At 55.8% G+C, this 24,675-nt stretch carries 21 protein-coding genes, 1 pseudogene and 1 riboswitch; of the genes and pseudogenes, 14 read left to right on the top strand and 8 right to left on the bottom strand.

Annotated features, from left to right (window positions below; translation table 11 throughout):
* Positions 1 to 110 precede the first annotated feature (110 nt).
* Positions 111 to 698 (top strand): LysE family translocator, encoded by a 588-nt coding sequence (locus FBY13_RS17005; RefSeq protein WP_063877634.1) that lies wholly within the window; start codon positions 111 to 113, stop codon positions 696 to 698.
* Here FBY13_RS17005 and FBY13_RS17000 read toward each other — a convergent pair.
* The 3 genes from FBY13_RS17000 to FBY13_RS16990 all read right to left on the bottom strand — a co-directional run bounded on the left by FBY13_RS17000 (position 695) and on the right by FBY13_RS16990 (position 5,676).
* Positions 695 to 3,079: a phosphoketolase gene (locus FBY13_RS17000; protein WP_145394673.1), complete on the bottom strand. Its 2,385-nt coding sequence runs from the start codon at positions 3,077 to 3,079 to the stop codon at positions 695 to 697. The genes FBY13_RS17005 and FBY13_RS17000 overlap by 4 nt on opposite strands.
* Positions 3,080 to 3,194: 115 nt before the next feature.
* Positions 3,195 to 4,808: a malate dehydrogenase (quinone) gene (gene mqo, locus FBY13_RS16995; RefSeq protein WP_063877632.1), complete on the bottom strand. Its 1,614-nt coding sequence runs from the start codon at positions 4,806 to 4,808 to the stop codon at positions 3,195 to 3,197.
* A gap of 625 nt (positions 4,809 to 5,433) precedes the next feature.
* The gene (locus tag FBY13_RS16990) at positions 5,434 to 5,676 is read right to left on the bottom strand and encodes a DUF1158 family protein (protein WP_063877631.1); all 243 of its coding nucleotides are present in this window, start codon (positions 5,674 to 5,676) and stop codon (positions 5,434 to 5,436) included.
* A 305-nt stretch (positions 5,677 to 5,981) separates the two neighbouring features.
* Here FBY13_RS16990 and mntP point away from each other — a divergent pair, with 305 nt between their 5' ends.
* The 5 genes and pseudogenes from mntP (at position 5,982) to FBY13_RS16965 (ending at position 9,743) form a co-directional block, all read left to right on the top strand.
* Entirely contained in the window at positions 5,982 to 6,554 is a 573-nt protein-coding gene (mntP, locus tag FBY13_RS16985) for a manganese efflux pump MntP (RefSeq protein WP_063881056.1), read from the top strand.
* 109 nt (positions 6,555 to 6,663) lie between these two features.
* A complete protein-coding gene (gene azuC, locus FBY13_RS23925; protein WP_112900613.1) occupies positions 6,664 to 6,741 on the top strand; it encodes a stress response protein AzuC in 78 nt (25 codons plus the stop codon).
* A 276-nt stretch (positions 6,742 to 7,017) separates the two neighbouring features.
* Positions 7,018 to 7,365: pseudogene (locus tag FBY13_RS16975) on the top strand (fumarylacetoacetate hydrolase family protein); the annotation flags it as partial.
* A 73-nt stretch (positions 7,366 to 7,438) separates the two neighbouring features.
* Entirely contained in the window at positions 7,439 to 8,359 is a 921-nt protein-coding gene (locus FBY13_RS16970; protein WP_241568215.1) for an alpha/beta fold hydrolase, read from the top strand.
* Positions 8,352 to 9,743, top strand: coding sequence for a hypothetical protein (locus tag FBY13_RS16965; RefSeq protein ID WP_145394672.1), 1,392 nt, complete (start codon positions 8,352 to 8,354; stop codon positions 9,741 to 9,743). Before FBY13_RS16970 ends, FBY13_RS16965 begins: the two co-directional genes overlap by 8 nt.
* A gap of 1 nt (position 9,744) precedes the next feature.
* On the opposite strand, the gene FBY13_RS16960 is transcribed toward FBY13_RS16965, so the two are convergent.
* Both FBY13_RS16960 and FBY13_RS16955 read right to left on the bottom strand, forming a co-directional pair.
* Positions 9,745 to 11,094, bottom strand: coding sequence for an MFS transporter (locus tag FBY13_RS16960; RefSeq protein ID WP_145394671.1), 1,350 nt, complete (start codon positions 11,092 to 11,094; stop codon positions 9,745 to 9,747).
* Between the two features lie 168 nt (positions 11,095 to 11,262).
* Entirely contained in the window at positions 11,263 to 12,165 is a 903-nt protein-coding gene (locus FBY13_RS16955) for a GntR family transcriptional regulator (protein WP_063877627.1), read from the bottom strand.
* Between the two features lie 137 nt (positions 12,166 to 12,302).
* Here FBY13_RS16955 and FBY13_RS16950 point away from each other — a divergent pair, with 137 nt between their 5' ends.
* Positions 12,303 to 13,331 carry a zinc-binding alcohol dehydrogenase family protein gene (locus tag FBY13_RS16950; protein ID WP_145394670.1) on the top strand — a complete coding sequence of 343 codons (1,029 nt, stop codon included), beginning with the start codon at positions 12,303 to 12,305 and terminating at the stop codon, positions 13,329 to 13,331.
* A 15-nt stretch (positions 13,332 to 13,346) separates the two neighbouring features.
* Here FBY13_RS16950 and FBY13_RS16945 read toward each other — a convergent pair whose 3' ends face one another.
* Positions 13,347 to 14,264 (bottom strand): nucleoside hydrolase, encoded by a 918-nt coding sequence (locus FBY13_RS16945; RefSeq protein ID WP_145394669.1) that lies wholly within the window; start codon positions 14,262 to 14,264, stop codon positions 13,347 to 13,349.
* Positions 14,265 to 14,501: 237 nt separating this feature from the next.
* Positions 14,502 to 14,578: riboswitch (Fluoride riboswitch) on the top strand.
* Positions 14,579 to 14,670: 92 nt separating this feature from the next.
* On the opposite strand from FBY13_RS16945, the gene crcB reads away from it, so the two are divergent.
* Positions 14,671 to 15,048 (top strand): fluoride efflux transporter CrcB, encoded by a 378-nt coding sequence (gene crcB / locus FBY13_RS16935; protein ID WP_145394668.1) that lies wholly within the window; start codon positions 14,671 to 14,673, stop codon positions 15,046 to 15,048.
* Between the two features lie 42 nt (positions 15,049 to 15,090).
* On the opposite strand, the gene FBY13_RS16930 is transcribed toward crcB, so the two are convergent.
* Entirely contained in the window at positions 15,091 to 15,696 is a 606-nt protein-coding gene (locus FBY13_RS16930; RefSeq protein ID WP_145394667.1) for an alpha/beta hydrolase, read from the bottom strand.
* 198 nt (positions 15,697 to 15,894) lie between these two features.
* Between FBY13_RS16930 and FBY13_RS16925 the strand changes: the two genes are divergently transcribed.
* Positions 15,895 to 17,019: a GNAT family N-acetyltransferase gene (locus FBY13_RS16925; RefSeq protein WP_145394666.1), complete on the top strand. Its 1,125-nt coding sequence runs from the start codon at positions 15,895 to 15,897 to the stop codon at positions 17,017 to 17,019.
* On the opposite strand, the gene FBY13_RS16920 is transcribed toward FBY13_RS16925, so the two are convergent.
* Positions 17,016 to 18,848 (bottom strand): ABC transporter ATP-binding protein, encoded by a 1,833-nt coding sequence (locus FBY13_RS16920; RefSeq protein WP_145394665.1) that lies wholly within the window; start codon positions 18,846 to 18,848, stop codon positions 17,016 to 17,018. The genes FBY13_RS16925 and FBY13_RS16920 overlap by 4 nt on opposite strands.
* A gap of 71 nt (positions 18,849 to 18,919) precedes the next feature.
* Between FBY13_RS16920 and FBY13_RS16915 the strand changes: the two genes are divergently transcribed.
* The 5 genes from FBY13_RS16915 to kdpB all read left to right on the top strand — a co-directional run bounded on the left by FBY13_RS16915 (position 18,920) and on the right by kdpB (position 24,670).
* On the top strand, positions 18,920 to 19,423 hold the full coding sequence (locus tag FBY13_RS16915; RefSeq protein ID WP_145394664.1) for a GNAT family N-acetyltransferase: 504 nt from the start codon (positions 18,920 to 18,922) through the stop codon (positions 19,421 to 19,423).
* A gap of 151 nt (positions 19,424 to 19,574) precedes the next feature.
* On the top strand, positions 19,575 to 20,741 hold the full coding sequence (locus FBY13_RS16910) for an HD-GYP domain-containing protein (RefSeq protein ID WP_145394663.1): 1,167 nt from the start codon (positions 19,575 to 19,577) through the stop codon (positions 20,739 to 20,741).
* A 109-nt stretch (positions 20,742 to 20,850) separates the two neighbouring features.
* On the top strand, positions 20,851 to 20,940 hold the full coding sequence (kdpF, locus tag FBY13_RS16905) for a K(+)-transporting ATPase subunit F (RefSeq protein WP_015699348.1): 90 nt from the start codon (positions 20,851 to 20,853) through the stop codon (positions 20,938 to 20,940).
* A complete protein-coding gene (gene kdpA / locus FBY13_RS16900; RefSeq protein ID WP_063877619.1) occupies positions 20,940 to 22,628 on the top strand; it encodes a potassium-transporting ATPase subunit KdpA in 1,689 nt (562 codons plus the stop codon). Before kdpF ends, kdpA begins: the two co-directional genes overlap by 1 nt.
* On the top strand, positions 22,625 to 24,670 hold the full coding sequence (gene kdpB, locus FBY13_RS16895; protein WP_096012710.1) for a potassium-transporting ATPase subunit KdpB: 2,046 nt from the start codon (positions 22,625 to 22,627) through the stop codon (positions 24,668 to 24,670). The genes kdpA and kdpB overlap by 4 nt, the downstream gene beginning before the upstream one ends.
* Positions 24,671 to 24,675 lie beyond the last annotated feature (5 nt).

Genomic DNA, 24,675 nt, shown 5'->3' with positions numbered 1-24,675 from the left:
AGTTGAAATCAGTTGTGATTGTACCCATCAAAATAGCGATTTCTTGTCTCTGTTACCATAACTTTTCTCATCGTAGCATGAGGGTTCTCTCGATTATCAGGAACGCCACTATGCTCGATCCCTCATTCTTCAGTTATGTCACCGTGATGTCGATTACACCGGGGCCGAATAACCTGTTGCTTGCCACGTCGGGTGTCAATTTTGGTATGCGCCGCACGCTACCGATGGTGTTTGGCATTCTGATCGGCTGTGCGCTGCAAACCGCGATTGCAGGGCTGGCGCTGGAACTTCTGCTGCACTGGATGGCCTCTGTGCGTTTGCCGCTGACGCTGGTGGGATGTGGTTATCTGCTATGGCTCTCCTGGAAAATATTCCGGGCGAATGCACCCGAAGCCCGGGTAAAGCCGCAGCCCATGACCTTAGTGGGCGGTGCCTGTTTTCAGGCTATCAATCCCAAAGCCTGGTTAATGGCCAGCAACGTGGCACTGCTGTACAGCGCCAGCAGTGGCGTGCTGACCGTGATGGGCGCTTTCATGCTGCTGAATCTGCCGTGCATTTTATTATGGGCCGCACTGGGTGACCGCCTGCGCGGTCACCTGCAAATTCACTGGAAACGTCAGTTGTTTAACAGCCTGATGGCGCTGTCGCTGGTGGCAACCACGATCTGGATGTTGGTTGATGCCTTCCGGACCTTTTAATCCGGTGCGCCCGACGCGGTCGCTGAGGGCCACTTCCAGTTCTGTACTTCCGGGACATCTTCGCCATGAATCCGCACGTAGCGATGATGCCCGGCGAGTCGCTGCTCCAGGTCGTCGAGCAGCTCAGGGTGACGTTCGGCAAGCCCCGGGACGTGACGAATAGCGGCCTGGGCAAGATGATAGCGATCCAGCTCGTTAAGCACCGTCATATCGAAAGGCGTGGTCGTCGTGCCCTCTTCATTAAAGCCATGCACATGGAAATTACGATGGTTATTGCGCTGACAGGTCAGGCGATGAATCAAGCTGGGGTAACCGTGAAAGGCAAAAATCACGGGCTTGTCGGCGGTAAACAGTGCGTCAAAGTCCTCTTCTGACTTACCGTGCGGATGCTGTTTCTGGGTTTGCAGTGCCAGCAGGTCCACCACGTTTACCACCCGAATGCGCAGGTCAGGCAGGAAGGTGCGCAGTAAATCTACCGCCGCCAGGGTTTCCATGGTGGGAACATCGCCCGCACAGGCCATGACCACATCCGGCTCTGCGTTCTCGGGGGTTGTTCCGGCCCAGCGCCATTCACCCATCCCGGCCTCACAATGGGTGATGGCGCTGTCCATATCCAGCCACTGAGGCGAAGGCTGCTTGCCTGCCACAATCACGTTGATGCGGTCCCAGGTGCGCAGGCAGTGATCGCCCACCCACAGCAAGGTGTTGGCATCGGGTGGCAGGTAGATACGCACAATATCGGCTTTTTTATTGGCAACGTGGTCAATAAACCCCGGGTCCTGATGGCTGTAACCATTGTGATCCTGACGCCAGACATGGGAAGAGAGCAGATAGTTAAGGGAAGAAATGGGCTTACGCCAGCCCAGTTTGCGCGTCACCTTCAACCATTTGGCATGCTGGTTGAACATGGAGTCAATGATGTGGATAAAGGCCTCGTAGCAGTTAAATAAACCGTGCCTGCCCGTAAGCAGATACCCTTCCAACCAGCCCTGGCACTGATGCTCACTCAGAATCTCCATCACTCGCCCATCAGCAGCTAACTGCTCGTCGTAAGGCTCCATGGCTTCGAGCCAGGTGCGGCTGGTGGTCTCAAAGACCGGTGTCAGCCGGTTAGAGGCCGTTTCATCCGGGCCAAACAGCCGAAAATTATCCTGGTTGCGCTGGAATATGACGTTAAGGTAGCGGCCAAACTGTTCTGTCGCCTGTCCTGCCTGTGAGCCGGGCTGCTGCGTGTCGAAGGCAAATTCGCGAATGTCGGGCGTGGCAAGCTCACGGCGCAGTAAGCCGCCGTTAGCGAACGGGGACGCGCCCATGCGTTTTTCACCCTGAGGGGCCAGCGCCTGCAGTTCCGGCATCAGGCGTCCCTGTTCGTCAAACAGGTCTTCCGGGTGATAGCTGCGCATCCAGTTTTCCAGGATGTCCCGATGACCGTCATCTTCCCGACAGGCGGCAACCGGCACCTGATGTGCCCGCCAGAAATCTTCCACCTTCTTGCCGTCGACCGTTTTGGGGCCGGTCCAGCCTTTGGGACTGCGCAGAATAATCATCGGCCAGTGGGGAATCGCCTGCGTCGGCGAACCGCTGCGTGCCGCCTGTTGAAACGCCGCAATCTCAGAAAATGCGCGATCCAGCGTGTCGGCCATCAGCTTGTGCATCGTCTCGGGTTCATGACCGCAGACAAACAGGGGCTCATAGCCGTAGCCCCGAAACAGCTGGCGTAGGTCGTCGTCACTGGCGCGGCCCAGAATGGTCGGGTTGGCAATCTTATAGCCATTCAGGTGTAAGATTGGCAGCACGGCGCCGTCCCGTTGCGGGTTCAGAAATTTAATACCGTGCCAGCTGGAAGCCAGCGGACCGGTCTCTGCTTCGCCGTCGCCAATCACGCAGGGCGCGATCAGATCGGGATGATCAAAGACTGCACCAAACGCATGTGACAGGGAGTAGCCCAGTTCACCCCCTTCATTAATCGAGCCCGGGGTTTCCGGCGCGGCATGGCTGGGGATGCCACCCGGAAAGGAAAACTGTTTAAACAGTTTCTGCATGCCCGCGGCATCCTGACTGATATGCGGATAGATTTCGCTGTAGCTGCCTTCGAGCCAGGTATTCGCCACCATGCCCGGACCGCCATGACCGGGGCCACAGATATAGATCAGGTTCAGATCGCGCTGACGAATGATGCGGTTTAAATGGGCATAGATAAAATTAAGCCCGGGCGTTGTGCCCCAGTGCCCCAGTAAACGCGGTTTAATATGCTGTGGTGTTAACGGCTCGCGTAATAATGGATTATCCATTAAATAAATCTGCCCGACAGACAAATAGTTAGCGGCGCGCCAGTAGCGGTCAAGCAAGGCGAGTTCGTGTTCAGTGTTCGGTTGGGCCATGACATGTCCTCCTGCATTAAGGCAGATTTAACCCTAATAGAGAATGTGGCAGTCAACCAGGCAAGCGGTAAACAAAAAGGCCTCGCAGTGCGAGGCCTTCTGTATCAAGGGCGGCTTATTTGCCGATAACAAAGGCGGTTTCACGGCCCTCATCGTTCGCGGCCACTGGCGTAACCGGCGTGTACTCGAGCTGCAGGATGCGGCTGGTTTCTGCCAGCACTTTTTCGGTCAGGGCCACATCACCATTCAGCCTGCGTCCCCAGGACGGCACCACGGCACGAATTTTATTTTGCCACTCCGGCGAAGCCATCTGCTCTGGATACACCTTATGCAGCAGCTCCAGCATAATAGGTGCCGCAGTGGAGGCACCCGGCGAAGCACCCAGCAACGCAGAGACTGAGCCGTCTTCGGACGACACCACTTCCGTACCTAAACGCAGCACCGCGCCTTCTTTCTCATCTTTCTTGATGATCTGTACGCGCTGTCCGGCCGTCACCAGGCGCCAGTCTTCCTGTTTCGCCTGCGGCACATAAGCACGTAGCGCATCCATACGATCACGGTCACTTTGCAGTACCTGATCCATCAGATATTTCACCAGGTCAAAGCTTTTCAGCCCGACTTTAATCATCGGCATCACGTTGGTGCTGTTGAGCGAGGCAAACATATCCAGCAGCGAGCCCTGCTTCAGGAATTTGGTCGAGAAGGTCGCAAAAGGACCAAACAGCAGAACCTGCTTGCCGTTCAGCACGCGCGTGTCGACGTGGGGCACAGACATCGGTGGTGCGCCCACGCTCGCTTTGCCGTACACCTTCGCCATGTGCTGTTTCACGACCTCAGGATTCTCGGTGACCAGGAAGGAACCGCCGACCGGGAAGCCCGCGTAACCGTTGGCCTCCGGAATACCGGCCTTCTGCAGCAGCGGCAGCGCCGCCCCGCCTGCGCCAATAAAAATCTTACCGGCCGTCAACGTGCGGCGTGTCCCGTCCGTCAGGCAGACAAGCGTCACCTGCCAACGACCATCGTTAAGACGAGTGATTTCGCGGACTTCCTGATTCATGCGCAAACGGAAGTTGGCTTTTTTCTCCAGTGAGCTAATCAGCTGCCGCGTCACTTCACCAAAATCCACGTCGGTGCCCATGTCTGTCCAGGTCGCCGCCACTTTTTGACTGTCGGCCCGGCCTTTCATCACCAGTGGAATCCACTGCGCGATTTGCTGCGGATCTTCAGAGTAAGCCATGCCACGGAATAGCGTGCTTTTCTGTAAGGCATTAAAGCGCTTACGCAGAAACGCCACATTGTCATCGCCCCAGACAAAGCTCATATGTGGCGTGCTGTGAATAAAGCTTTTTGGTGTGTGCAGATTGCCTTTCTGAACGTGGTAAGCCCAGAACTGACGAGAGATTTGAAATGACTCATTGATCGCCACCGCTTTCGCGATATCGATACTGCCATCGGCTTTCTGCGGCGTATAGTTCAACTCGGCCAGCGCCGCATGGCCTGTACCTGCATTGTTCCAGCCATTTGAGGACTCTTCAGCCACATGCCCCAACCGCTCCACCATTTCAATGGACCAGTCTGGTTCAAGATCCTGAAGCCAGGTTCCTAACGTAGCACTCATGACGCCTGCGCCAATAAGCAGTACATCAACGTCTTTACGCTCCTGCGCCCTGGTGGTGTCCTTTCCGCTAACACTCATTGTGAGCGCAAGATTTACAGCTGATTTGCACATGAGGCGACATCTCCTCTTCTGTTGACCTGAAGCTCAACAGTGTTGCAGGCGAAATAGTCACGCTTCTGATGAGCGCGTTGCGCTACTTCCGGGTTAAGACTCAGGTATGGGTTAAAGCGACGATAACGAGTTAACTGAACGTTATGCTTTGTTGCTCAAATATAACATTCTCGCATCCGATTTAAACATTTGTTTATTTTTTAAATGCAGAAATGATTCAGCATAAGAAATAATCATAATGGCAAGTCCGCCATAAGTGATTTTTCCTTGTAGATTAGCAGGTTAAATAAAATGAGATGTTGCGGGATTGCTTTGTAATGGTGCAGGCTGAAAATGTCACCAGGCGGAAGGAATAATTTAAATTAATGAAAAATAGACTTTATTTAATTTTATTCCTGTCGATGAATTTATACTCGCAGGCAGAATGGGCCCGTTTGTGTAAAACAAATGTTACATTTTTGTGACCTATGGATGCGGCCTTGACGCCGCGATACCGTTACGCCCCGAGGTGAACGACATGCGGTTTTCGTCCCACTTTCAGATTTTCTTCAGAAGAGAAAACAGCGCAGGGCCTTAAACCCCAGAACGCAGGTTCAGCTGGCCGATGTGCCGGGATGCGTCAGCTTCACACGCGGAACCAGCGCCGCCAGACAAAGCGGATCACAAAGAACTCAAGCGCGCCCAGTAACAAGAACCACAGGCAAAATACCAGGGTGTACAGCTGGCTGAGATCCTGCAAATGGAACATCTGCTGCAAATGCTGCGCTACCGTCAGGCTAAAAGCCGGTGCGGGCAGCAGCAGGGCAGACAGAAAGCCCAGCAGCAAAATGCCACCGGGAAGGATTAAGGATTCGAAAGGGTTATTCATGAGCAGTGTTCCCTGTTTATCAGCCAGATATTTTCCGGTATTCCGTGCCAGGGTTCAATCACGGGATGTCTGTGCCTGTCATGGTTATGTCGAAACGCCGCAGAAAAGGCTTAAATGACATTAACTTAGCTGCATTCATAGCGGATGTTATGAGTTATAGCCTTGGCTATACTTAAATCCCTGATTTTATTGTCTTTTTATAACGATAATCGCGTGGTAGACTGCGCGCACTTTTTAAATTACCGAGCAATTTGTGTGATGGATTTAGCATGAAGTCGTGCTTTTTCATCCCAAGTGAACAAATCATGACCTTTATTGCCACCCTTATTCTTGCTCTTGGAATGTCAATGGACGCATTTGCCGCCGCGCTGGGCAAAGGTGCGGCCTTGCATCGCCCTGGCCTGAAAGAAGCCGTGCGGACCGGTCTGATTTTCGGTTGTATTGAAGCTCTGACGCCCCTTATCGGCTGGGCGCTGGGTCTGGCTGCCAGCCAGTATGTTGCCGCATGGGATCACTGGATCGCCTTTTTCCTCCTGGCCTTCCTGGGCGCGCGTATGATGATGGAAGGCTTCCGCAAAACCGCCGCCGAGCCGTGCGAAGCGCCGCAAAGTCATGGCTTTATGGTACTGGCCACCACCGCAGTCGCGACCAGCCTTGATGCTCTGGCAGTAGGGGTCGGACTGGCGTTTCTGCAGGTCAATATCGTCACCACGGCGCTGACTATCGGGGCCGCCACCACCGTAATGGCGACCACGGGCGTGCTGATTGGCCGTTTCATCGGGCCGGTTTTAGGCAAATGGGCTGAAGTCCTGGGCGGGCTGGTCCTGATCGCTATCGGTTCAACCATTCTTATTGAGCATTTGGCCCTGTTTCAGTAACGGGTGTAAATGTGAATTTTGTGATCTGGTTCAAAATTTATTGCTGATTAAAACAGCAGGCGCTATACTTTTCCTGTAGTTATTCAACAAAATTTTAACCGGATGATGTATGAAACGTTTTTTTAAGTACGTGTTCCACGCTTATGTTGAAACCTTTAAACACGTACCACCCGGCGCGCTTAACTAAGCGCCCACCGAATACCCTCGATAGTCGCGGTCAGGGACAGACCGGTGATTATCACCCCCGTTTTCGCTTCCCCGCTTTGATTGCATAGCGCCGTAATGGCGACTTTTTCAGCTTTCGTTTATCCACACACTTCCTACTGACATAACGTGATGCATCTGGACATCCACTGTGCCAGTCGATGTACGATTTTTATCGCGTTTTTTGCTACGCTGCGCACCGATTTATTTTAAAACATAGGGTTATCACCCGTAGCCATGACGAGGCAGCAATGCAGCTATGCAGTTTACCTGGTTTACCGCTGGCAAGAACTGGCCGCAGACCGGGGGCTTCGGGCCCTGGATGACCACCGCCGACGACATTCCTGACCCACAGCAGTTAACCATTAAAACGGTGCTGAATGGTCGGGAAGTGCAAAACGATACCACCGCCAGCATGGTGCATCCGGTCGCCAAAATTATTGAATACATTTCCGCCTTTAGTCCGCTGTCGCCAGGGGATGTCATTATTACCGGTTCACCGGGCGGCGTGGGCAAAAAACGTACGCCGCCGCTGTTCATGTTTAGTGGTGATGTGATTGAAGTGGAGATCGGAAAAATCGGTCGCCTGCGTAACACCATTGCCTGACAGCATGCATTAACCGCCTGTCTCTGCGATTCCCGTCCTACACTCAATGGATACCCAGGAACAGGAGCAGCTGATGAGGCGTACCATCCAGTGTAAAAAGCGGCAGGGCATGGCGCTAGCCGCCGGGATTGGTTTAGGTGTCGCGGCGGTCGTATGGGGCACGAAACGCTGGCAGCAAATGAAGCAAACGCCACCCGTTTCGCCACGCAGCCATCACGCGGGATTAGCGGGTTACTATCAACAGATTGGCGACTGGCGCATGTTTACCCGCGTGACGCCTGAGGAACCCCACGGCTTGCCTGTTGTACTGATCCACGGCCTGGTGATGTCGGGGCGCTCAATGGAGCCGCTCGCACTGGCGCTGGGACGGGATTATCACGTCCTGGTTCCCGACCTGCCGGGCTTCGGCGGCAGCGCATTGCCCGCATCGGCCCCTGTTCTGTCGGTTAATGAACTGGCCGATATCCTGTGGCAGTGGTTGCAGCACAACGGTTTTCAGCGAGCAATCTGGGTGGGCAGCGCTTTTGGCTGTCAGGTACTGGCGGCGCTGGCGGATAAATACCCTGAAGCGGTGGCGGGACTGGTGCTACAGGGACCCACTGCCGATCGCCATGCGCGCAGCCTGGTACGTCAGATGTGGCGAGGCTGGCGTAACAGCCGGATGGAAGCGCATCGCTCGCCGGGCGCGCTGGCCCGGATCGACTGGGCCAAAGCCGGCCTGCCGCGCGCCGTTGGCACGATGCGAGCCATGCTGAACGATCCCATCGAACACCATCTTACCTATGTCACTGCACCAACCTTACTGCTGAGAGGCTCACGCGATCCGGTCTGCCCGGCGCGCTGGCTGGATGAGCTGGCGGGGCTGTTACCGCACAGCGAAAAAATCACCTTACGCGGCGGGACGCACAGGCTGCACTACGTTTATCCGTGGAGTTTCTGCCACGCCATCCGGCCTTTTTTAGCGCGTATTCAGCAGGAGAGCCAGCATGAGTAAACCGCCCAAGGGCATCGCCCGGTTTGATTCAGCCGCCACAATGTTGCTGACCTTAGCGAATGCACTTCACGATCGGCCTTTTGCCAGCCCGACCCAGTCGCCGATGTTAGACCGCTTATTGCCTTCGTTTGATCGCTTACCGACCCGGTTGCGTGAGTGGGGCTATGCGGTCAGCGGTCTGGCCGAGGGCATCAGTCATAAACAGGCCAGCGAGCTGGATATAGAAGGTATCGCCGAATGGATGGTCAGCACCTATCCTCAACGCGACTATCCGGCTGCGTTTGTGGGGGCCACCAATGGTGCCCTGGTGCACCTGGCCGCGGCGATGGGAACGCCGTGGCTGCCGCAAACCTTTCTGTGCCCGATACGCATGCAGCAGAACGACGCGGATGATGCCCAGTCAGGATTCGAGGAAGGTAAGGCCGTGGCGGCGGCACTGCTGGCGACCTGGCCGAAGCTGGCGGTACATCACATGCAAGATCCGAGTCAGGATCGCCTCCTGCTGGAGAAAATGCACGACTTCCGCCTTAAGTTGCGCGACATGCCGCTGGCCTTCAATGAGTTTCTGCTGGGCGGATTACCGGCGGGAGCAACGCTGTTCATTAATCACTGCACGCGACAGTGGCCGGTAACGCGCACCAGTGATCGCTCTTTCTTCCAGTTTGGCGCACCCGGCGGTGCAACCGAAAACGAGTATTTGCGCGGCGGGCCGAGAGTCGCCGAATACCTGGCGCGGGCAGGCGTGGATCGCGCGCGCTGGGAGCCACCTGCCATCACCGATCATGTCCCTGAGGCGGAGTGGGGGCTGGACGGCTACCTGATTCCTCCGCTGAAAAAACTGGCAGAAGCCCAGCGCTGGACGCTGATGGAGATTCGTTACGATGACCCGGAGGCGCTGAGTTTTGTGGTCGCCGAAATTTACCGTGACTGGTATCTGGCGGCGGGCATACTGCCAGCCCGGCTGACGGTAGACAGCTTTTTACTGATGGACCCCTGGTGCAGCATGCAGCAGCACGCGATTCCCTTCTGGCTGATGTTTCCGTCCGTGCCGTCGGCGGATGCACTGCAACGCTTTCTTGAGAAGCAGCCGCCTTTTAACCATATCGACATGATGCTCTATTCCCATGGCACTGACAGCATCGGCCTGGCGGACATCGATCGCTGGAAACAGCTGTTAGCCTTTGCCAGGGAAGAGGGGGCATTCGTCGGGGTAGATGAAACGCGCTTCCCTCACGATTTTTCCACCTTTTCACGGTTCGATTCGGCGCTCCGGGAACGCGCACCGCTGCTGCCTGTCCCGCCGCCACTCAGTGTCGATAACGTGATTGCGGGGATTCAGCGTTACGGTGCGCGCCACGGCGTCACCCTCCAGGCGCTGACCTGAATCAGGTGCCGTCGGTAATGGGATTGCGCACCAGCAGCAGGTACGCCAGCGCACCGACCAGGGTGACACAGGCACAAATCATCAGCGCCAGGCTGAATGATTTAGTGGTATCCAGCACCCAACCGGTGATAACTGGCGCAAAAGAGGCAAAGATAAAGCTGGCAAAGTTTTGAATGCTGCCCACGGACGCCGTCATGCGGGCGGTGACGTTGGCATGGATCAAGCCCCAGCAGGAGGTGCCGGCAAAGTGGATACAAAACAGCGCCATACCGATCAGCGTCACAGCGCTGGTGGTGTCGGTGGCGCGCGTCACGATGGCGGTAAAACCTGCCGACAGGATCATGCCGCTCACAATGCAGGCTTTACGGGTTTTTACCGCATCCCAACCGCGTCTGACCAGCGCATCAACCACATAGCCGTTTAGCAACATGCCTGCAGCACCAAACAGGAAAGGAATCGCCGCCAGTAAACCGGTGCTTTTCAAATCAAGATGATACGTCGATTGCAGATAGCCCGGCAGCCAGGCAATGTACAGCCAGGCGGTATAGTTAATACCGCTGAAGCCAATCATCATGCCCCACATGGTGCGCTGTTTAAACAGTCCGCGCCATTCACGAAAACTGATCGGCTCTTTACGCGATGCCACGCTGCCTGCCTGCAGGTAGTGGATCTCTTCAGCGCTTAGCTGTTTGTTATCGCGATCGCGGTAAACCAGGTACCAGCCGAGGGCAAGAAACACACCCAGAATACCGATGGTGACAAACATGCCGCGCCAGCCCAGAACCAGCATCATGGCAGCCAGAATGGGCGGCGCGATGGACAAGCCAATCATGGAGGCGGCGTTAAACATCCCCATCGGCATACCGCGATCTTTAATGTTAAACCAGTCGTTGATGACCTTTACCCCACAAGGATTCATGGGGGCTTCACCAATGCCCAGCCCAATACGCACCAGCACAAACTGGGTAAAGTTATGCACCAGACCGGACGCGGCCTGGAACAGGGACCAGATAAACATTCCCAGGGCCAGCATAATGCGCGGCCCTTTACGATCCAGCAGGGCACCTGCGGGCAACTGCGCCAGTCCATAAGCCAGCGAGAACGCCGACAGCAGCACGCCGATCTCGGTGGCGTTGAGTCCCATTTCACCCCGAATGGTCATGTTGGCCACAGACAGTGAGCTGCGATCCAGGTAGTTAATGATGGCAGCAAACAGCAGTAGCAGCATGGCGGTAATCTGGACTTTACGAATGCGCGGCGAGCGCACGATATCACTGCGCAACGGCACAAACGCCTCGCCGGGCGAGGTGTCGGGCGGATTCGCGTGATCAACAACCGATCTGTGTTCCATGGCAATCTCCCTGGACAGGCGATTTATCATTATGATGAGTAGCAATGTCGCCCAACGGCACAGGGCCGTCGGTGCGTTGCGCTGAGAGTAAGGGGAATAAAAGCGAGATGTTGTAAAGTTGTTTCAAAATCGTGCGGGAGCTAATGCTTTGTGGTTTTTAATCGGGTTTTAATTGTACTGATTAATGCTCCGCACCATTGAACGCTTGGCGGTCGCCAGATGGTTATGCAACGCGCACAGCGCATCCACATCCCGGCGGCCAATCAAAGCAGACAGAATCGCCATATGCTCTTCCAGCGCGACGATATTTCGCTGCTTAAGATCGCTTTCATCCCACTGATAATGCGAATGGAAAATCACCGAAATAATCTCCAGCGACTGATTAAAGAAGGGGTTATTGGCGGCCGACAGAATCAGCCAGTGCAGCTCTTTATCCAGTGCAGCAAAATGGCGATAGTTGCTGGCGATGGTTTCGCGCATCGATCGGTGCCGATCCAGCAGATCTCGCGCCTGAATCCAGCGCTCATCCTCCCTGGGCAAATTCAGGAAGCGGGTAAGCGCATGGGTTTCCAGCATTTCACGCAGTTCAAATAACTTTTCAGCGTACTCTTGCGAAAACTTTTTCATCTGCCAGTGACCGCGTTTTACCGGCTCCAGCAGGTTATAGCGCATAAAATGCAGCAGGAATTCGCGAACCGCCACCGGGCTGACGTTGGCCTGCCTGGCCAGCTGTAATTCACTGAAGGTATCGCCGGGCTGCAGCAGTCGCTGATTGATCATATCAAAAAAGCGTTTTTCCACCTGGCTGGCCTGCTGCTCAATGGCGGGGGCAACGGCGCTGAGGCCGTCTTCTGCTTCAGGCTCGCGTACGATAACCCAGCTCTCATTCACTGTTTCCAGAACGCCACGTTCATGCAGATAGCGCAAAGCATGGCGCACCGTGGTACGGCTGATGTTGAACATCTCAGCCAGCGCGGCCTGGGGCGGAAGTGGCGACTGGATGTGGCCCTGGGCAATGCTCTCCAGCATATGGTTAATCACGTTATGGCGTAAATTCTGGCTACGGCTCATGAGCGGCTCCGGTTTTTTAAGCATTAAAAACCATTGAAGTCCCAAAAAAACCGTCACGCTTCACAGATTGAGCAAAGGAAAACCGTTATTGCGGCAAGATTCGCCATAACTGCGCTAACGCTAACGGGAGAATTACCATGACAACAATGAAAGCACTAGTCATCACCGAACCACGCAACATGGTCTGGACCACGCGCGACGTCCCCCGTCCTGCGCCTGCGGAGGCGCTGATTAAACTCGTCAGTGCCGGCATCTGCGGCACCGATATCCACGCCTGGGCAGGAAACCAACCTTTTTTTAGCTATCCACGCGTACTCGGGCATGAACTCTGTGCAGACATTGTTGAAACGGGCAGCGCCGTGCAGGGTTTTGCCGTCGGTCAGCGGGTGGCGCTGATTCCTTACCTCTCCTGCTATGAGTGCGATGCCTGCCAAAGCGGTAAAACCAACTGCTGTGAAAACATTTCGGTGATTGGCGTGCATCAGGATGGCGGCTTTTGCGACTATCTCAGCGTGCCCGCCGCAAACCTGCTGGCGGTGGATGAGTTGGCACCCGAGGCGGCGGCATTGATCGAACCCTTTGCGATCAGCGCCCATGCGGTACGGCGTGCGGCGGTGGCACAGGGCGATCAGGTGCTGGTGGTGGGTGCCGGTCCCATTGGCTTGGGTGCGGCGGCTATCGCCGCAGCCGATGGCGCGCAGGTGATCGTGGCCGACACCAGTGATTACCGTCGCCAGCACGTCAGTCAGCAACTCGGCCTCCTTGCGCTGAATCCGGCGGAAGCTGATTTTATTGCTGCACTGCGTGCCGGGTTTAACGGGCAACTGGCGTTAACCGTGATCGATGCCACGGGAAATCCGGCGGCGATGAACGCGGCGGTTAGCCTGATTCGCCACGGCGGCACGGTGGTTTATGTGGGCCTGCATAAAGGCGATTTGGTCATCCCCGACAGCGAATTCCACAAAAAAGAGAGCACGCTAATGGGCAGCCGGAATGCCACGCGCGAAGATTTTGACCGGGTGCGTGAACTCATGGCCGCAGGGAAACTGCGTGCAGAAATGATGCTCAACCAGCGTTTCGCCTTCTCGACGCTGGCAGAGCAGTTTGAGGAAGCGGTCATTAACAATCGTGAGTTGATTAAAGGCGTTATCGATTTTGATCGCTAACGGTGGCCGCCAGGTTTATCGACTGAGTACCTGAAAAAAGTGTTGTCGCACCGCCTCCGCGTCGACGCCTAATGCGATGCGCTGCCGGGGAAGATCGCGGAAGGGATTATGCCGGGAAGCCAGCGTACTCTGTTGACGCACCGTCTGACCGCGGGCAATGCCTTCCGTAATAACCCGAAGCGGGCTTTCCACCAGCGTGAACGCCTCTGGCAGGCAGAGCCAGGAGAGGGTCAGCGTGTCATGCAGCGCCATGCCAGAAAATCCTTCTTTCTCAAGACTGTAGGCCAGATAAGGGCGACAGATGGCACGCAGCACCGGCTGATTAAGCCGATCCACCTCTTCACTGTGGATCAATACTTTATGGGTCACATCAAGCGGGATCAGCACGATCGGTAAGGCGGAGGAAAAAACCTGATCGGCGGCGTGCGGATCTTTCCAGATATTAAATTCGCTAAAGGGCGTCACATTTCCGCAGTGCCCGTCCGTGCCAAATGCGCCGCCCATCACGACTAACTCTTTTACCAACGGAATGATATCGGGTGCCTGATTGATTGCGCTGGCGATATTGGTCAGCGGACCAATGGCGACAAGGGTGACCGCACCTGGGTTGGCCCGCACGCTGTCGATAATAAACTGCACCGCACCGGGTGCCTTGTCGCTGAAGGGATTATCAAAGGCATCGCCCAGGCCATCTTCGCCGTGCAGTCGGGCGGGCGCACTGGGTGCCTCGGCCAGCGGACGGGAACAGCCACGGTAAACCGGCACATCAATCGCCATTTTCTGGCAAAACAGCCTGGCGTTTCTCACGGCCTGTCCGACGGCAACGTTGCCAAATACGGTGGTTATGCCCAGCAAATGTTGGGTGCGGGCGGCATAAGCCAGGGCAAAGGCATCGTCTACGCCGATATCAGTATCAAAAATGACAGTTCGCACAGGCCGCTCCAGAAGAGAGTTTTACCCCTTCGCCGCTGGCGAAAGGCATTTAACGGCTCTACAACGCCGCTGCCGGATAAACATTTAAGCGCAAAACGGCAACCGGGGAAACCTGAATCATGCCCGCCTGGACCTTCTGCTTTGCGGCGGCACAAGGTGCTGCGCTGACGTCAGTTCACGTAACGATTCTCTCCGCTCAACCACGGTTGCCAGCCAGAAAAAGGCATCGTATGATGGCCCGCATAAGGTGATGGCGTTCCACCTTTCCCAACCGCCTGCAGGCGTAACCTGCGGCTGATGACGCCTGACATTATCCTTAATCCTTTCGCGGGAGTCGGTGTGTCAGGTGTATGCTTTTTTCTTGCCCTCCACCGTCTTCTGCGCCAATCCTGAAATGGAGTCTGTGATGTTAAAACCGCTATTCGCTGTGATTCTGGGCGGCAGTATTGGCTGTGTGTTGCGCTGGTGGTTCGCCATGCGGTTTAACGCGTTATTTCCCAATCTGCCGCCGGGCACGCTGTTAGTGAACCTGATTGGTGGATTTGTGATTGGCGGTGCCATGGCCTGGTTCGTCAGGCATCCCCAGCTCGACCCAGCCTGGAAATTATTAATTACCACCGGCTTATGTGGCGGGCTCACCACGTTCTCGACGTTTTCGGCGGAGTTAATGACATTGTTGCAGTCTGGCAAATATCTGTGGGCAATGAGCAGTGCGCTGATTCATGTCATTGGCTCATTGCTGATGTGCTTTGCCGGTTTTGCGCTCGTTAACCTGTTGAGCTAACGCAGCGGCGAAACCGGCGTGCCTGCGGTGGCGAAAGCGTGTTTAGTCCTGTAAGCACTGGGCAATAAACCCGGCGGCATGCATTGCGCCCTGGGCTGAGATGGTGTGGCCGGTCTGAGGTTCAAACACCGCTTCGACCGGGACGCCCACCGCTTTCAGGCGAGTCGCCGCCGACTCACTTTCACTGGCCGGTATCACCGTATCAGCCCGGCCGTGAATCAACAGGGCTGGCGTGTGAGCCTGTGGCGTGATCGGGCCGTCAAAGGCCAGTCGCCCCGAAAACGCCACCACGCCCGCCAGGGGATAACGCCCGGAAGCCAGCAGGTCCAGCGCCATAATTGACCCCTGGGAAAAGCCCACCAGGATGACGTTTTCCCAGCGGTCTGCCATCCCGTTCTGAGACATCAGATTACGGATAACGCTGTCAAAGGCCTCGCGGGCGTCACGCACCCGACCCGGACGATTTTCTGGCGTAATATCGGCCAGGCTGAACCACTGATAGCCCGCGCCATGTTCAAAGGCGTAAGGCGCATCCGGTGACGCAAAGGCGACATCCGGGAGCAGGGTGGTCCAGTAGTCGCCAATCGGGGCCAGATCGTCTCCGTTACTGCCCACGCCGTGTAGAAAGATCACCAATGCTTTAGCCATGCCCGTTCCTTCGCTGTTTTTTGTCAGATTCTGCAGGCATTTGAACAGGTGACGGGATTAACGTCAAAACCAAACTACGCTTCAGGTAGCGCGTGCGCCTGAGCGGGGTCTGCATGAAGCATTCCGTGCCCTCCTTCTTTCCCTGAAACCTAAAACCTGCTTGACTACTGTGTCACCGGTTGCCGTCTGGAGTTATGCATGTCGTTGTTTCACCTGAATTCGCTTTCAGACATTCCTGCCGCTGAATGGGATGCCCTGTTGACCGATCAACAGCCCTTTTTACGTCACGCATTTTTACTGAGCCTGGAGGAAAGCGGCAGCGTCAGGCCAGAAAGGGGCTGGCAGTCCGATCATCTCCTCTGGCGTGAGGCAGGCGAGCTTCGCGCCGTCCTTCCCGGCTATCAAAAATTCCATTCTCAGGGTGAATACGTGTTCGATCACGCCTGGGCCGATGCCTGCCAGCGTGCCGGTATTCCTTACTACCCAAAATGGCTGGGCGCGATTCCTTTTAGCCCGGTCACTGGTGCTCGCGTGCTCGGCGCACCGGATGCCGCCGCCCGGCTTCTTGCTGCGTTACCGGACGCGCTGGCGGAGCAGGGGTTAAGTGGTGCGCATATCAACTTCACCGATCCGCAAGCGAACGCCTTGCTGGCGGCGCAACCTGACTGGCTGGCACGACTGGGCTGCCAGTATCACTGGCACAATCGGGGCTATCGCGACTTTCAGGACTTTCTGGATACGCTGATGTCGCGTAAACGCAAACAGTTGCGTAAAGAGCGCGAGCAGGTCGTACAGAGCGGTTTTGCATTTGACTGGTATCGCGGCGATCAACTGCGTGAGGATCAGTGGGATTTTGTCTATACCTGCTATGCCAATACGTATGCGGTGCGCGGTCAGCGCCCCTATCTGACCCGTGCCTTCTTCAGCCTGCTGGCTGAGAGGATGCCGGACAATATTCGCGTCGTGATCGCCCGTTTACAGCAGCAACCTGCGGCGATGGCCTTCTATCTTAAAGATGGCGAAAGCCTGTATGGCCGCTACTGGGGATGCCTGGCGGAATTTGACCGGCTCCACTTTGAAACCTGCTTTTATCAGGGGATGGATTTCGCCATAGCGGAAGGGCTGCAACGCTTTGATGCTGGCGCGCAGGGCGAGCACAAGCTGGTGCGGGGTTTTGAACCCCAGATTACCCACTCCTGGCACTATCTGTGCCATCCCGGCCTGCGCGCCGCCGTAGAGGATTTTTTGCAGCAGGAGCGGCAAGGCGTCCACCTGTGGGCCGATGAAGCCCGTGACGCCTTGCCCTATCGACGCGGCGACTAATCTGCGCCCACAAATCCCCCCGTCTGGTGCTGCCACAGACGGGCATAAAGGCCGTTTTGTGCCAGTAGCGCATGATGGCTACCGATTTCCACAATCTGGCCTTTTTCCAGCACCACCAGACGATCCATTTTGGCGATGGTGGACAGACGGTGAGCAATGGCAATCACGGTTTTACCCTTCATCAAGGATTCCAGGCTTTCCTGAATCGCGGCTTCCACTTCCGAGTCGAGCGCGGACGTCGCTTCATCCATAATCAGGATCGGCGCATCTTTCAGCAGCACACGGGCGATGGCCACGCGCTGGCGCTGACCGCCTGACAGTTTCACGCCGCGTTCGCCCACATGGGCATCCAGGCCAAAACGGCCCTGTGAATCGGACAGCAACGGGATAAACTCATCGGCGCGGGCGCGCTGGATGGCTAACTGAAGCGCCTCTTCACTGGCATTTGGTCGTCCGTACAGCAGGTTTTCGCGGATGGAACGGTGCAGCAGTGAGGTATCCTGGGTGATCATCCCGATCTGGCGGCGCAGGCTCTCCTGCGTCACCTCAGCAATATTCTGACCGTCAATCAGGATACGACCGCCGTTGAGGTCGTACAGGCGCAGCAACAGGTTCACCAGGGTGGATTTACCCGCACCGGAAGGCCCAATCAGGCCAATCTTTTCACCGGGTTTGATGGTCAGATTCAGGCCATCAATGACCGGACGGCCCCCACCGTAGTCAAAACGGATGTCTTGAAAACGAATCTCACCTTGCGCCACCTTTAGCTGGGTTGCTTTGGGAGCGTCCTGCACGCTGAGCGGCTGTGAAATGGTGTTGAGTCCGTCCTGCACCATGCCGATGTTTTCAAAAATACCGTTGACGACCCACATCACCCAGCCGGACATGTTGACCAGGCGGATCACCAGGCCGGTTGCCAGGGCAATCGCCCCTACGCTAATCAGCGATTCGCTCCACAGCCACAGTGCCAGGCCAGAGGTTGAGACAATCAACATCCCGTTCAGCGTCGACAGCGTCAGATCCATGCTGGTCACCATCCGGTTAGCCTGCTGCGTCTTATCTGTCTGCTCCTGAATCGCTTCGCGGGCATACTGACGTTCCAGATCGCTGTGCGCGAACAGCTTAATGGTGGCGATGTTGGTATAGCCGTCAACAATGGTGCCCATCAGCTTCGAGCGGGCCTCTGACGACACCACCGAACGGGATTTAACCCGTGGCACGAAATAGCGCAGCGCGGCAACGTAGGCCACAATCCAGATAATCAATGGAATCATCAGGCGCCAGTCGGCTTCTGCAAACAGTACCAGCGCCGTTGCGGCATAGATCAGCACATGCCAGATCGCATCCACAAGTTGCACCGCAGAGTCGCGCAGCGAGTTACCGGTTTGCAAAATACGTTGCGCAATCCGCCCGGCAAAGTCGTTTTGAAAAAAGTTCATGCTCTGCCGCAGGACATAATTATGATGCTGCCAGCGGATCATACTGGTCATGCCGGGGTTGATGCTCTGATGAACCAGCATATCGTGCAGCGCAATAAAAACCGGCCGCAGTATCAGCGCAACACAGCCCATCCACAACAATGTTTGCCAGTTATCCCGGAACAACGTGGCCGGCGTAGAGTGGTTCACCAAATCAATAATGCGGCTCAGATAACTGAACAGCGCTACCTCAATCAGCGCGCCGATTAATCCCACCACCAGCAACGCGGCAAAGCTCGGCCATACCTGGCGCAGATAGTAAAAATAAAACGGCCAAACCCGCGAGGGCGGCATGTCGGTCGGTGCATCCTGAAAAATATTGATAAAACGTTCGAAACGACGATACAACATAGAGTCACTCTTTCCGTTCGATAAGAGTTACAGCTTAGTGCATGTGTAGGCCCGATTAAAAAGGATTAAATATGGATATCACTCTGCGCGGCCGTGAGCCGCACGATGCGGCGGCTTATCAACGTCTTTACGGTCATCCGGACGTTTATCCCTGGACGCTACAGTTGCCTTTTCCCAGCGTAGCCACCTGGGAGAAGAAGTTTGCAAAGATGGATGCGGAAGGCTTTATCAATTTTATCGCCGAAGTTGACGGTGAAATGGTGGGCGAACTCACGCTGTTCACTCATCATAATCCGCGTACCCGGCACTGCATCAGTTTCGGTATTGGCGTCAATCCTGCCTTTTCCGGTCGCGGCGTCGGCGCGCATTTAATTCGTAACGCCATGGATTATGCCCGTAACTGGCTGGGCATCACCCGCATGGAGCTGGAAGTGTTCCACGATAATCATCGGGCGTTAGCGCTCTATGAACGACTGGGCTTTGAGCGTGAGGGCGTCCGTCGTCAGGCATCGCTGCGTGAAGGTAAACTTCACGATGTGGTGATGATGGCAATATTGCTCACTGAGAAAGCGTAACCACGCCCGTTTTCTTTTACCGGTGAACGGGAAAACTCTCCCTCTGGCGTCTAAAATTTGTGCTGCACCACAGTTCGCACAAAATGACCTGCATAAAACCGAGTGCCTGCCGATATCACGATATCACCCGCTGATACTCTGGAGGGAGATTGTGATTAAACTCATAACAATCGACGAACTGAAACCGGGTATGTTCGTCCACAAACTCGAAGTCTGGTGGTTTAAAGACAAACGCATTCGCAACCAGATGTTGATCACCGATCAACGTCAGGTTTTGATGTTTCGTCATGAAGGCATAACGCGTTTATGGATCGATATGGAGAAATCGATTTCATTGACGCCATCTGCGCCGAAAAAAGTCGATTCAGGCATCCGCGCGCCGTTCTCTCAGGAAATGGAGCAGGCACAGCATATCTTTGAACAGGGCAAGCCAAAGGTGCTGGCCATGTTCAACGAGGCACGCCTGGGCTATGGCCTGAATCTCAGCGATATGATTGCGATTGTCGATCAGATTGCCGGTTCCATCGAACGTGAGCCTTCGGCGCTGTTACGTGTGGCGCAGCTTAAAGATCATGACAATTACACCTATCTGCACTCTATGGCGGTATGTGGGCTCATGATCGCCTTGGGTAAAAAGCTGGGGCTGGATGCTCAGCAACTGCAACGGGTCGGCATGGGCGGATTACTGCATGATTTGGGTAAGGCGGCGGTGCCGCTCTCTATTCTCAATAAACCCGATAAGCTCAGCGACGATGAGTTTCAGGTGATGTGTGAACATCCGATTGCCGGTGCGCAGATGCTGATGGATGCCCATGCGGGCGACGATCTGGTCGATATAGCGCTGCATCATCATGAAAAATATGACGGCACTGGCTATCCCTATGGCCTGAAGGGCCATGAGATTAGCGTGTATTCCCGCATGACGACCATCTGCGACGTTTACGATGCGCTGACCTCAACGCGGCCCTACCGTAAAGGCTGGACGCCCGCCAAAACGCTGCAGATGATGTTGAGCTGGCAGGGGCATTTTGACACCACCTTACTGCACGCTTTTGTCAGTACCATCGGTCTGTATCCTGTCGGTTCGCTGGTCCGCCTGGCATCAGGCCGCATCGCGTTGGTGGTGAAGGGCGGCGATAAGTCATTACAGCGACCCAAGGTGCATGTTTTCTGGTCACTGCATGCGCAGCGGGAAATTAAACCTGAGGTACTGGATCTGGGCGACAGTTTCTGTACTGACAGTATTGTCTGTGCCGAAGATAACGGTGGCTGGGACGGCGTGGATCTGAGCCGCATCTGGCAGTTGGAAGCCGCCTGATATTACGGCTATTTTTATACATTTTTTATATCCCCGACCCGCTTTTTAACCCTTTCTTTATGTGCCCAGGCGCAAGCTACTCAGCAAATCCAAACCTCTGGAGGTTGCTGTGAGCGCAGGCGTAATAACCGGCATTGTGCTGGTGGTGTTGTTACTGGGCTATCTGATTTATGCCCTGTTAAATGCGGAGGCCTTCTGATGGCGGCCAATGCGTTTTTACTGATAGCGGTTTATCTGCTGTTACTGATGGTGATGGCGCAGCCGCTGGGGCGCGGGCTGGCCGCGTTAGTCGCGGACAAGCCTCTGTTTACGCGTGCAGAAGCCTTTCTGTGGCGCATATCAGGAACCCAACAAGGCGATATGCGCTGGCAGCAATACTTGCTGGCGATCCTGGTGTTCAATCTGCTGGGTATGGCTGTGCTGTTGGCCATGCTGATGTTTCAGGGACAGTTGCCCCTTAATCCGCAGCATCTGCCCGGACTGAGCTGGGATCTGGCGCTGAATACGTCCATCAGTTTTGTCACCAACACCAACTGGCAGTCTTATGCGGGCGAAAGCACCTTAAGCTATTTCAGTCAGATGGTCGGACTGACGGTGCAGAACTTCGTGTCCGCTGCCACCGGTATTGCCATCGCGTTTGCATTGATTCGCGGTTTTGCGAATCGATCTATCGCCACGCTGGGCAACGCCTGGCGTGATTTGACGCGCGTGACGCTCTACGTTCTGCTGCCGATTAGCCTGCTGATGGCGCTGTTTTTTGTCAGCCAGGGCAGCATCCAGAACTTCCTGCCTTATCACAACCTCACCAGTCTGGAAGGGGCACAGCAAACGCTGGCAATGGGGCCTGTTGCCTCTCAGGAAGCAATCAAAATGCTGGGGACCAACGGCGGCGGTTTCTTCAACGTCAACTCCGCCCATCCGTTTGAGAATCCCACCGCACTCACCAATTTTGTCCAGATGTTAAGTATCTTCCTGATTCCGGCGGCTCTCTGCTTTGCCTTTGGCGAAAGCGTCAAAGACCGTCGTCAGGGAAATATGTTGCTGTGGTCAATGACGCTGATGTTCGTGGTGGCCGCGGCGCTGGTGATGTGGGCCGAACTGCATGGTAATCCGCACTTCCTGACGCTCGGCGCTGACAGCGCTATCAATATGGAAGGCAAAGAGACGCGCTTCGGCATCCTTAACTCCAGCCTGTATGCGGTGATTACGACGGCGGCTTCCTGTGGCGCAGTGAACGCCATGCACGACTCGTTTACCGCACTGGGCGGCATGGTGCCCATGTTGCTGATGCAACTGGGCGAAGTGGTGTTTGGCGGAGTCGGTGCCGGTCTGTACGGCATGCTGCTGTTTGTCTTGCTGGCGGTGTTTATTGCCGGGTTGATGATTGGCCGCACGCCAGAGTTTCTCGGCAAGAAAATCGACGTGTGGGAAATGAAAATGACCGCCCTGGCGATTCTGGTCACCCCCGCGCTGGTGCTGATTGGCACGGCGATCGCTATGATGACCGATGCGGGACGCGCCGGCATGGCAAACCCGGGAACGCATGGCTTTAGTGAAGTGCTGTACGCCGTCTCGTCGGCTGCCAATAACAACGGTAGCGCCTTTGCGGGCCTGAGCGCCAATACGCCGTTCTGGAACCTGCTGCTGGCGGTGTGCATGCTGCTGGGACGCTTCGGCATCATCATTCCGGTCATGGCAATTGCCGGTGCCATGGCGGTGAAAAAAGTGCAACCGGTCGGTAACGGTACGCTGCCTACGCACGGTCCTCTGTTTATCGCCCTGTTAATCGGTACCGTCTTGCTGGTCGGCGCGCTGACCTTTATTCCTGCTCTGGCGCTGGGTCCGGTGGCCGAGCATCTGCAACTTATTCAGGGACAATCATCATGAGTCGTCAACAACAGGTGTTTGACGCAGCGCTGTTACGTGCCTCAGCGATCGATGCTGTAAAAAAACTCGATCCCCGCGTGCAGTTTCGCAATCCGGTCATGTTTGTGGTTTACCTGGGCAGCATCCTGACTACGATTCTGGCCTTACTGATGTTTACCGGACACCAGAGCGGCAGCGCCAGTTTTACCGGTGCCATTGCCCTGTGGTTATGGTTCACCGTACTGTTTGCCAACATGGCAGAAGCGCTGGCGGAAGGGCGCAGTAAAGCCCAGGCAAACAGCCTGAAAGGGGTTAAAAAAACCAGCTTCGCCAAAAAACTGTCGGCTGCGCACTACGGCGCAAAATGGCAGCAGGTTGCGGCTGACCAACTGCGCAAAGGTGACGCGGTGCTGGTGGAAGCCGGTGATGTCATCCCCTGTGATGGCGAGGTCGTTGAAGGGGGCGCATCGGTGGACGAAAGCGCGATCACCGGCGAATCGGCACCGGTGATCCGTGAGTCGGGGGGGGATTTTGCCTCTGTGACTGGCGGGACACGCATTCTGTCAGACTGGCTGGTCATCACCTGTAGCGCCAACCCAGGGGAAACCTTCCTGGACCGGATGATCGCCATGGTTGAAGGCGCGCAGCGCCGTAAAACCCCGAACGAGATTGCCCTGACTATTCTGCTGGTGTCGCTCACCATCGTGTTTCTGTTAGCCACTGTCACGCTGTGGCCTTTTTCAGCCTGGGGCGGCACGCCGGTTACCATCACGGTGCTGGTGGCGTTGCTGGTGTGCCTGATCCCAACCACCATTGGCGGCCTGCTGTCCGCCATCGGTGTGGCCGGGATGAGCCGTATGCTGGGCGCTAACGTGATTGCCACCAGTGGCCGGGCAGTCGAAGCCGCAGGGGACGTAGATGTGCTGATGCTGGATAAAACCGGCACCATCACCCTGGGTAACCGTCAGGCAACGCAGTTTTTACCGGCACCCGGCGTAACGGAAGAGCAGCTGGCAGATGCTGCGCAACTGGCGTCACTGGCGGATGAAACCCCGGAAGGGCGCAGTATTGTGGTACTGGCAAAGCAAAAGTTTAACCTGCGTGAACGCGATCTGAGCAGCATGGGCGCCAGCTTTATTCCCTTCTCTGCCCAAACCCGCATGAGCGGCGTCAACGTACAGGACCGTCTGATCCGTAAAGGTGCGGTCGATGCGGTGCGTCGTCATATTGAAGCCAGCCACGGTGCCTTTCCGGCAGAAGTAAACGCCCGGGTTGAAGAGGTGGCGCGGGCCGGTGGCACACCGCTGGTGGTGGCCGAGGGCGCAAAAGTGCTGGGCGTGGTTGCGCTGAAAGACATTGTGAAAGGCGGTATCAAAGAGCGTTTCGCAGAACTGCGCAAGATGGGCATTAAAACCGTGATGATCACCGGTGATAACCCACTAACGGCGGCCGCGATTGCGGCAGAGGCGGGCGTGGATGACTTTTTGTCAGAAGCGACGCCGGAAGCCAAGCTGGCGCTGATTCGTCAGTATCAGGCGGAAGGGCGCCTGGTCGCGATGACCGGCGACGGCACCAATGATGCCCCGGCACTGGCACAGGCGGATGTGGCGGTTGCCATGAACTCCGGTACTCAGGCAGCAAAAGAAGCGGGGAACATGGTCGATCTGGACTCGAACCCCACCAAACTGCTGGAAGTGGTACACATTGGTAAACAGATGCTGATGACGCGCGGTTCTCTGACCACCTTCAGTATCGCCAATGACGTCGCCAAATATTTCGCCATCATCCCGGCGGCGTTTGCGGCGACCTATCCACAGTTAAATATGCTCAATGTGATGCATCTGCACTCACCCGCATCAGCCATCCTGTCGGCCGTTATCTTTAACGCCCTGGTGATTGTGTTCCTGATCCCTTTAGCGCTTAAAGGTGTCAGCTATCGCCCCTTGAGTGCCGCGTCGCTGTTGCGCCGTAATTTACTGATTTATGGATTAGGTGGGCTGCTGGTGCCGTTTGTGGGCATCAAGGCGATTGATATGTTGCTCGTGCTGTCTGGTATGGCCTGAGGAGA

Origin of the sequence: Pantoea sp. SJZ147, assembly GCF_007828605.1 — a bacterium.
GTDB lineage: Bacteria > Pseudomonadota > Gammaproteobacteria > Enterobacterales > Enterobacteriaceae > Pantoea > Pantoea allii.
Note: the sequence above shows the minus strand (reverse complement) of the source record. Positions and strands in the feature narration are given on the sequence as shown.